The organism is Streptomyces sp. W16, from assembly GCF_033194735.1.
Taxonomy (GTDB): Bacteria; Actinomycetota; Actinomycetes; order Streptomycetales; family Streptomycetaceae; genus Streptomyces.
Genome location: NZ_JAWOAI010000515.1, coordinates 1 through 6,721 on the forward strand (window position 1 = coordinate 1; position 6,721 = coordinate 6,721).

7 protein-coding genes and 1 pseudogene are annotated in these 6,721 nt (G+C 70.7%); 5 read left to right on the forward strand and 3 right to left on the reverse strand.

The window, feature by feature from the left end:
- The coding region (locus tag R6V09_RS42235; protein ID WP_442810251.1) for a hypothetical protein at positions 1-541 on the reverse strand (541 nt) is incomplete at its 3' end.
- A gap of 369 nt (positions 542-910) precedes the next feature.
- Here R6V09_RS42235 and R6V09_RS42240 point away from each other — a divergent pair.
- Positions 911-1,516: a GOLPH3/VPS74 family protein gene (locus R6V09_RS42240; RefSeq protein ID WP_317886790.1), complete on the forward strand. Its 606-nt coding sequence runs from the start codon at positions 911-913 to the stop codon at positions 1,514-1,516.
- Positions 1,517-1,631: 115 nt separating this feature from the next.
- Here the strand turns inward: R6V09_RS42240 and R6V09_RS42245 are convergent, their stop codons facing one another.
- The gene (locus R6V09_RS42245; RefSeq protein WP_317886791.1) at positions 1,632-3,077 is read right to left on the reverse strand and encodes a sensor histidine kinase; all 1,446 of its coding nucleotides are present in this window, start codon (positions 3,075-3,077) and stop codon (positions 1,632-1,634) included.
- Positions 3,074-3,763 carry a response regulator transcription factor gene (locus R6V09_RS42250; RefSeq protein ID WP_317886792.1) on the reverse strand — a complete coding sequence of 230 codons (690 nt, stop codon included), beginning with the start codon at positions 3,761-3,763 and terminating at the stop codon, positions 3,074-3,076. Before R6V09_RS42250 ends, R6V09_RS42245 begins: the two co-directional genes overlap by 4 nt.
- Positions 3,764-3,913: 150 nt before the next feature.
- Here R6V09_RS42250 and R6V09_RS42255 point away from each other — a divergent pair, with 150 nt between their 5' ends.
- From R6V09_RS42255 to R6V09_RS42270, 4 genes and pseudogenes are all read left to right on the forward strand, one after another.
- On the forward strand, positions 3,914-5,251 hold the full coding sequence (locus R6V09_RS42255) for a ferredoxin reductase family protein (RefSeq protein ID WP_317886793.1): 1,338 nt from the start codon (positions 3,914-3,916) through the stop codon (positions 5,249-5,251).
- A gap of 10 nt (positions 5,252-5,261) precedes the next feature.
- Complete coding sequence (locus R6V09_RS42260; RefSeq protein WP_317886794.1) at positions 5,262-5,702, forward strand: FMN-binding protein; 441 nt, start codon at positions 5,262-5,264, stop codon at positions 5,700-5,702.
- Position 5,703: 1 nt separating this feature from the next.
- Positions 5,704-6,435 (forward strand): FAD:protein FMN transferase, encoded by a 732-nt coding sequence (locus tag R6V09_RS42265; RefSeq protein ID WP_317886795.1) that lies wholly within the window; start codon positions 5,704-5,706, stop codon positions 6,433-6,435.
- 63 nt (positions 6,436-6,498) lie between these two features.
- Positions 6,499-6,721, forward strand: a pseudogene (locus tag R6V09_RS42270) (aminoglycoside phosphotransferase family protein); the annotation flags it as partial.

Sequence of the window (6,721 nt, forward strand, 5' to 3'; positions counted from 1 at the left end):
CGGCCGCGCCACCGGCCACCGCCGCGGCGGCCGTACGCGGGCCGATGCCGCCGCAGGCCCAGACCGGGACGGTGACACCGGGCTCGGCGAGGAGCCGCTGGAGTAACACGAATGTGCTCAACTCGCCGATGCGGCCCCCGCTTTCGGCACCCCGGGCGATGAGCCCGTGCGCACCGGCGCGGACCGCCGTCAGCGCCTGGTCGGGATCGGTGACCTCGACCAGTACCCGGTGGGCGCCGTCGACCTCGTCGACCCGCCACCGAGCGTCCACGGCGAGCACGACGGTGTGCGGGCCGCCGTCACCGGCCGTGGCGAGTTCTCGGGGGTCGATCCGGCAGTGGGCCCCGACCCGTACCCCGAAAGGGCCAGGGGACCAGCGTCGGATTCGCGCCAGAGCCTCTCTGGATCTTCGGTCGCCAATTCCCAGGTCCAGTACACCGAGCCCGCCGGCGCGGCTCACGGCCGCCGCGAGTCTGGCATCCGGTTCATGGAACGGCGTGATTCCAATGATCATTTCTGCGGCGCGCGCGACAGACGTCATGATTCTCCGAATAAACGGTGAAACTGCACGGTGGGGGGTTTCGGCCTGTAGGCGCCGAACGGAATCGCAGAGACGCGAGTTGGCTGGTTGAAAGCTAGCCCCACTGTTACTCGGCGGTCAACAACGGAAAGGTAAGCGCCATGCTCAGGGAAATGATCCAGCCAGCCGGGTAGGGTCCCCAAACAACCGAAAACCCTGCCAATTTCCTTCAGAGGGCACGCCATTCGGACCGCAGTGGCGCAAGCGGTCCAAAAGCCCCCGGTATTCATCCGAGGCTCATGGTCCCGAAACATGACCGACTGCGGGACGGAATTATGTAAACGTTGGGTGTCGCCGCCTCCTCGCATGAGCCGCGCTAGGTTGGCACCCATGAGCACACCGCGGGACCTGCTGATCATCGCCATGGACGTCGCCCCGGACCGCCCCGTCGAGTCGGGTGATCTTTCGCTCGCGCTCGCGGGAGCGGAGGTGGTCGACCTCCTCGCCGCCGAAGCCGTCGCGCTGGACGGCGAGCTGATCGTGCCGAACCTCCAAGTTCCCCTGCCGGACGGCCTGTTGGACGAGGCCGCGACCGCCCTCGTACGGGAGACGCCGTACGAGTCGGTCGAGGACTGGCTGTGGCGGCGGGGGCGGGGTCTGTCCTCGGCCTATCTCGCCGCGCTGGAGAACGAGGGCCTGGTCGCCCGGCAGCGCGGTCGCTGGATCCCGGTCCGCAGCGGCAGGGCGGCGCTGGTCGACTCCCCGGCCCGCAGCCGGGCGGCGGACCGCTGGGCCACGGGCGAACCCGTCCTCGCCCAGCTCGCCGCGGCCGTCGGCATCCGCGAGGTGTCGGACGAGGACTCCGCGAAGGTCACCGACGAGGCCCTGGACACCGTCCTCGCCACCGTCCACGACGCGGTGACGGAACTGGAGGCCGTCCGGCAGCGGAAGAGCGTCGAGGACGCGGCCTATGACAATGTGTGGCGCGGTATGTGACGGCGATTTCGCGGCTGCGTGGCGCGGCAACTGCCGAACAAACAGAGCCAGTTGATGGTTCTGAGCCTCAAGTGACGCCACGTTACCCATGGTAGTCACAAGCCGTGCGCCGAGCCTAGTTCTGGACCGAACCGCCTCCCAGCGGAATCGTCACCGTGAACACCGTCGCCCCCGGCTCCGACGTCAGCTCGACCGTGCCGCCGTGCGCCTTCGCCAGGGAACGGGCCACCGCGAGGCCCAGCCCGCTGCCGCCCCGGTCGCGGCTGCGGGCCTTGTCGACGCGGTAGAAGCGGTCGAAGACCTGCTCCCGGTCGGCCTCCGGGATACCGGGCCCCGCGTCGGCGACCCGCACCGACGCCGCACCGACGGCGACCGTCACATCCACCGACACCCGCGTGCCGGACGGGGTGTGCACGGCCGCGTTGGTGAGGAGGTTGTCCAGCACCTGCCGGACACGGACCGGGTCGACCCGCAGCCGGACCGGGGCCGGCGGCACCGTCACCGTCAGCGGACGGTCCGGATGCCCGGCACGGAAGGCGTCCGCCGCCTGCGCCACCAGCTCCACCAGGTCCGCGTCCTGCAGCCGTATCGGAGTCTCCACATCCGCCGCGTCGAGCCGTGCGAGCAGCAGAAGGTCGTCCAGGAGCACGCCCATGCGGGCCGCCTCGGCGCGCAGCCGGGCCAGGTGCTTGTCCCGCTCCTCGGGCACGTTCGCCGCCGCGTACTGGAACAGGTCCGCGTAGCCGCGCACCGACATCAACGGCGTCCGCAGCTCGTGCGAGGCGTCCGCGACGAACCGGCGCAGCCGCTGCTCCGCCTCCGCCCGCACCGCGAGGGAGTCGTCGATGTGCTCCAGCATCGTGTTGAACGCGGTGCGCAGCTCCTCCACCTCGGGCCCGCCGTCGCCCCGCTCGGCACGCAGCGGCAGCCGGGCCGCCGACTCGGTGAGGTCGTGCGAGGCGATGCCGTGGGCCGTGCTGGCCATGTCGCTGAGCGGTTGCAGCCCGCGCCGCAGCAGATTCCGGCCGATCACCACCAGCACCAGCAGCGCCAGCGCGAACGCCACCACCTGCACCGTGACCAGCTGCCGCACCGTGCCCTGCACATCCGCCAGCGGCGCCGCGCTCACCAGGACCACACCGGGTTCGACCTCGCAGGCCCGCAGCCGGTACGTGCCCTTGCCGTCGATCGTCACCGTGCGGGAGATCTCCGTCTTGGAGTGCGCCATCGTCCTGGCGAGGGCGGTGAGCGCGCTCGTGTCGTCCGGGACATCGGAGGGCTCGCGCAGTTTCGCGGTCGTGCCCGAGACGTCGTAGACCGCCGTGTACCAGCCGTAGTACGGCTTGCTCTGGACGATGCCGTGTGCCGCCGCGTCCTTGGTCTGGACGACCTGGACGAGCTTCATCTGATCGCTGACCTGGCGTTCCAGATAGTCCCGCATGTACATCGTCAGCGCCGTGCCGACGACCGCGAACACGATCAGCGACAGGACGCCCACGCCCAGTGCGAGCCGGGTGCCCAGGCGCACCCGGCGCCAGTTCCGCCGCAGCCGCCCGATCACTCGGCGGCCTGCCGGATCACATAGCCGAAGCCGCGCACGGTGTGGATCAGCGGATCGTGCCCCTCGTCGAGCTTCCGGCGCAGCCTGCTGACCACCAGCTCCACCACATTGGAGCGGCCACCGAAGCCGTACTCCCACACATGGTCGAGGATCTGCGCCTTGGTGAGCACGGTCGGCGACTTGCGGATCAGATAGCGCAGCACCTCGTACTCGGTCGGAGTGAGCGTGAGCAGGTGGTCCCCGCGCCGCACCTCCCGGGTGTCCTCGTCCATCGTCAGGTCCGCGACCCGCAGCACCGAGCGCGGGAAACCGGGCCCGGCGCTGCGCCGCAGCACGGTCCGCAGCCGGGCCATCAGCTCCTCCACCGCGAACGGCTTGACCAGGTAGTCGTCACCGCCCCGGGTCAGCCCCGCGACCCGGTCGGCGACCGCGTCCCGCGCGGTGAGGAACACCACCGGCACCATCGTCCCGGAGCGCCGCAGCCGGTCCAGCACACCGAAGCCGTCCAGGCCCGGCAGCATCAGGTCGAGCACCACGATGTCGGGCCGGAACTCGGCGGCGACGGTCAGCGCCTCCTCACCGGAGTACGCGCACGCGGCCTCCCAGCCCTCGTAGCGGGCGACCGTCGCGACCAGGTCGGCGATCGGCGGGTCGTCGTCCACGACGAGGAGGCGCACTTTTTCCACCTGCTCATAGTGCTTCACCCACCGTCCGGCGCCAGACCCGCGGCACCGCCACACCCACATCGATAACCACTTGAAAGTTGTTCGACAGGAAAACGACAGCCCCCCGAGGTCAAGCTCGTCTCCCAGGACCCGATCAAGGAGCTGCTGTCCGTGACGACCGTCCAATCCCCCCCTGCGCCCCCCACGGCGATACGCCCCAGGGTGGTGGCCCGCACCGGCCTGTACGCCGTGCTGGCCGCGAACGTCGCCGTGGTGACCGTCTTCTTCGCCCAGGCCGGATTCGCCTCCAACGCGCTCATCGTCATCGGCCGCCTCCTCGGCCTCTACGGCGCGCTCGTGATGGCCTTCCAGCTGCTGCTCGTGGCCCGGCTGCCCTGGCTCGACCGCCGGATCGGCATGGACCGGATGACCTCCTGGCACCGCTGGACGGGCTTCGCCCTGCTCTGGACGCTGCTCGGGCACCTCGTGTTCATCGCCTTCGGCTACGCCGAGGGCACCGACACCGGCCCGGTCGGCGAGGTCGTCGACCTCGCCGAGACCACCGAGGGCATCCTGCGCGCGCTCGTCGCCTTCGCCCTGATCCTCGTCATCGGCGCGACCTCCGCCCGCTACGCCCGGCGCCGCCTCGCCTACGAGACCTGGCACTTCATCCACCTCTACACCTACGTCGCGGTGGTCCTCGCCTTCACCCACCAGGTCGCGGTCGGTACGACCTTCACCGCGTCCTCCGCCGCGAAGACGTACTGGTACGCCGTCTGGGGCGTGGCCCTCGGCTCGGTCGCCCTGGGCCGCCTGGTCCTGCCCCTGTGGCGGAACCTGCGCCACCAGTTCCGGGTCTCCGCGGTCGTCCCCGAGTCCGACAACGTGGTCTCGATCTACATCACGGGCCGCGACCTCGACCGCCTTCCGGCCCAGGCGGGCCAGTTCTTCCTCTGGCGCTTCCTCACCAAGGACCGCTGGTGGCAGGCCAACCCCTTCTCCCTCTCGGCCGCCCCCGACGGCACTGGCCTCCGCCTCACCGCCAAGACGGCAGGCGACGGCACGGCCGCCCTCCGACACCTCAAGGTCGGCACCCGCGTCTTCGCCGAAGGCCCCTACGGCGCCTTCACCACCCTGCACCGCAGGAAGACCGAGTCCCTGCTCATCGCGGGCGGCGTCGGCGTCACCCCCATCCGCGCCCTGCTGGAGGACCTGGAGGGCCACGCGGTCGTCATCTACCGCGTCTCCGCCGAACGCGACGCGGTCCTCTACGGCGAACTGGCCGAGCTGGCCCGGGCCAAGGGCGCCGAACTGCACCTGCTCACCGGCCCGCCCGTCCCCGACAAGCTCGCCCCGCGCGAACTGGCCCGCCTCGTACCGAACATCGCCGACCGGGACGTCTTCCTCTGCGGACCGCCGCCGATGATGAACGCGGTGCTGCGCACCCTCGGCGACATGGGCGTGCCCAAGCAGCAGATCCACTTCGAACGCTTCAGCCTGGCGGGATGAGAGAAATATCGTGAAGCGAGTCATACCTGTCCTGGTGCTGTCCGTCGCGGGTCTGATCCCCGTGTGGCGCTACGAACCGTCCATCGGGACGACGACGAGTACGACGACCACGGAGGCGGTCTCGACACCGACGCCGACTCCTACGGCCACCTCTTCGTCCTCGTCCTCGTCGACCCCTTCCACGTCCTCGAAGAAGGTCGTCCAGGGCACCGCGATCAACACCTCCAAGGGCACTGTGCAGGTCCAAGTGACCTTCGAGGGCGACAAGATCAGCTCCGTGAGCATGCTCCAGCAGCCGGACCACCCGCAGACCACGGCGGCCGTCCCGGTGCTGATCGAGGAGACCCTCAAGGCGCAGAGTTCGAAGATCGACACGGTGTCCGGCGCCACCATCACCAGCGACGCCTACGTCCAGTCGCTCCAGGCCGCCATCGACGCCAAGGGCGCCTGAAATGAACCGCGTTGAGCATGTGATGGGGTTCCCGGTGTCGTTGCGCGTCGACGACGACGGCATCGGGGACGAGACCGCGGACGCGTTGTTCGCCTGGCTGCGCGAGGTCGACGCCCGCTTCAGCCCGTTCCGCCCGGACAGCGAGGTGTGCCGTCACGACCGGGGCGAGCTGCGACTCCCGGAGCTCAGCGCGGACTTGACCGAGGTCCTCGACCTCTGCGAGCGGTACCGGGTCGCGACCGGCGGTGCCTTCGACGTCCGGCTGCCCGGCCGGCCCCTCGACCCCTGCGCGGTCGTCAAGGGCTGGTCGGTGCAGCGGGCGGCCGAACTGCTCACCGCCGCCGGGGCCCGGCGCTTCATCCTCCACGCCGGCGGCGACGTGGTCGTGGCCGGCGGTCCCTGGCGGGTCGGCGTACGGCACCCCGAGCACGCCGACCAGCTGTGCACGGTCCTGGAGTTGACCGACGGGGCGGTGGCGACCTCCGCGCGCTACGAGCGCGGCGACCACATCGTCGACGGTCGCACCGGCCGCCCCGCGACCGGACTGCTCAGCCTCTCCGTCGTCGCCGCCTCCCTCACCGAGGCCGACGCCACGGCGACCGCGGCCTTCGCGATGGGCCCGGAGGGCGTCGACTGGGCCGCCGCCCGGCCCGGCTGCGAGGTCTTCGCGGTCGACGCCGACCGACGGGTCCGGCGTACACCGGGATTCCCGGTCGCGACGGTCGCCGCGTAGCCGCGTAGTCGCACGCGATAATTCCGGCGACGTCGGCGATCGTCCCCGGGATACTGGGCGCCCATGGATGAGGTCGAAGTCGTCGTCGCCCATTCCGAGCGCGCGACTCTGCGTGTCGGTGACGTGTTCCTGAAGGTGGACGCCGATCAGGCGCGCATCGACGCCGAGGTCGAGGCGATGGCCCTGGCGCCGGTCCCGACCCCGCAGGTCCTGTGGCGCAGGCCGCCCGCGCTCGCGATCGCCGCACTCCCGGGGACGACACTCGGCCGCCTCGGCGGGCCGTCGA